Genomic DNA, 2437 nt, shown 5'->3' on the forward strand with positions numbered 1-2437 from the left:
CCATGACCTGAAACATGCATTCCATTATGACTAGAAGATCCATAAATGACTTTTGCACCTAGTTGAAACAAATTGTCGACAATACGAGAAACACCCTTCTCGTTGCCTGGAATAGGAGAGGCCGCTAGAATAACGGTATCGTCTGGTAGGATTTTTACTTCACGATGGTTGCCATTTGCTAAACGAGCGAGTGCGGCTAGTGGTTCACCTTGGCTACCTGTGCATAGCACTACAACCTCCTCTGGTGGAAAGTATTTAACTTCGCGAGCATCAATCAGCATATCTTCTGGAACATTTAAATAACCGCGTTGAATTGCAACATCAACGACGTTCACCATACTGCGACCTAATAATGCTAACTTCCTATTCGTAGTAATAGCGGCATTAACAATTTGTTGGATACGATTAACGTTGGAAGCAAAAGTTGAGATAATTACTTTACGTTCAGCGTGTAAAAAGGCTTCTTCGATATGATGTCCGACAAGTTGTTCAGAAGGCGTTAAACCTGGCCTTTCTGCATTGGTACTTTCAGAAATAAGAACTAACACTCCGTTCGATCCAATTTCTGCCATTTTGTGAATATCGGCGAACTGATTATTCACAGGTGTTAGATCAAATTTAAAGTCTCCTGTATGGACAACATTTCCTTCGGGTGTGGCTAGAACGATTCCTAAACAATCGGGAATACTGTGATTGGTTCTAAAGAAACTAATATCTATTTGTCCTAGATGTAAAGAAGAGTCAGCGTGAATTTCAATTAAATCGGTTTCTCTTAAAAGTTTATGTTCTTTTAACTTTAATTCAATAAGACCTAAAGTGAATCGAGTTGCATAGACAGGTACATTTATTTTTTTTAGTAGATAAGGTACTCCACCAATATGATCCTCATGTCCATGAGTCACAATTAAAGCTTTAATTTTTTCTTTATTTTCAAGTAAATAAGTAATATCAGGAATAATTAAATCAATACCAAGCAAGGTCTCATCTGGAAACTTTGCCCCACAATCAATAATGATAATGTCATCTGCATACTGCACTACATACATATTTTTTCCGATTTCGTTAATGCCACCAAGGGCGAATATAGATAATAATTGTTTACTTGTAGACAACGTATTCCCTCCTATAGTTTTCACTAAATGCATTAAAAATTTCTTTAGCCATAGGTAGTATAGCTTTTCATATTTCATCCTATACGATATTTACAATGAACGATCTTACTTATATGGATTGCTACTATTTGAATTGCTCGATGAATAGAATGGAGAGATATCCTTACGAACAGCATGTTTCTGTTTAAATTTTTTTGTTCCTTAAAAGTTAAACTCAAAAAAGTTAAAATAAAGGGGGTAAATGATTGTCTAATTTTGTGCAACATGCCATTTTCGAACATCGATTTTGGCTAGAAATCATGCAAAACCACGCTCAATTTATTCATGACGCACTTTATCCTTCAGAAAAAGGTGATATTCAAAGAGCTAATCAGTATATCCTACAATTCTCACAGCTACTTACTTATATTCCTTCTCTCGATGATTCAAATGCTGTTTCGTTTTCAGTAACAGTGGATGACAATGTCGAGCAATTGAAGCAATACAAACTTCATCTACTTAGACATCAACTGTCGGGTGATATTGGGATCCATTTAACGCCTACATTTATCAATCACATGATTAATGAATTAGAAGAATACCAAAATGTACTGAGTTACTTGAAAAAAGGTGAGGCTCCACCAATCTTTCACGAGCTACATCATCATTTAGTGTGGCTTTTAGACGCCTCTGGACACGCAGGCATCATCAATGATGATTTAGATGGTGTAGAGAAACGATTAAAGCAGAAGAGTCATGCATTTGCTAAGCATTTTGAAGGATTTTATTTAAAGGCAGTCGAATTAACGGGCTATTTACGTACAAATATGCATTCTTTTCCAGCTTTAAAGCGCTTTAATCAAGATGTAGAAATCGAAATGGCTTTATTTAAGACGTTTTTAAAAGAATTAGAAGAAATGGAGTTAAGTGCAGAGGTATTAGGCACATTTACAGCGCCAATGGCAGACCATATGTGGCGTGAAGAGCAATACTATTTAACAAAGCTTGCACAAGCTAGAAGCGATGGGTAAAAATAATAAACAAGGCTATCTTATTTTGATTCATCAAAAAAGATAGCCCTTTTATTATGGATGGATTATTACTTCCGTACCAATAGGCACAATACTTGCTAACTCTTCAACATCTCGATTATGCAAGCGAATACATCCGTGTGAAACAGCATGCCCAATGGAACTAGGATTATTAGTGCCATGAATTCCGTAGTGTTCTTTAGATAAGCTCATCCACATTGTTCCAAAAGGACCACCTGGGTTTGGGGCTTTATTGATGATAATAAAACTGCCTACTGGTGTTTCATGTAACATGCGTCCAACTGCAATAGGGTA

Annotated in this window: 3 protein-coding genes; 1 reads left to right on the top strand and 2 read right to left on the bottom strand. The window is 36.4% G+C overall.

Going from position 1 to position 2437, the window contains the following annotated elements:
* A partial coding sequence (locus RT445_RS23565) for a ribonuclease J (protein WP_313471755.1) occupies window positions 1–1112 on the bottom strand: 1112 nt, incomplete at its 3' end.
* A gap of 245 nt (window positions 1113–1357) precedes the next feature.
* Here RT445_RS23565 and RT445_RS23570 point away from each other — a divergent pair.
* Complete coding sequence (locus RT445_RS23570) at window positions 1358–2122, top strand: DUF2935 domain-containing protein (RefSeq protein ID WP_312507232.1); 765 nt, start codon at window positions 1358–1360, stop codon at window positions 2120–2122.
* 54 nt (window positions 2123–2176) lie between these two features.
* Here the strand turns inward: RT445_RS23570 and RT445_RS23575 are convergent.
* On the bottom strand, window positions 2177–2437 hold a 261-nt coding region (locus RT445_RS23575), incomplete at its 5' end, for a L,D-transpeptidase (protein WP_313471757.1).

Source organism: Lysinibacillus sp. (assembly GCF_032093475.1).
GTDB classification, from domain to species: Bacteria; Bacillota; Bacilli; order Bacillales_A; family Planococcaceae; genus Lysinibacillus; species Lysinibacillus irui.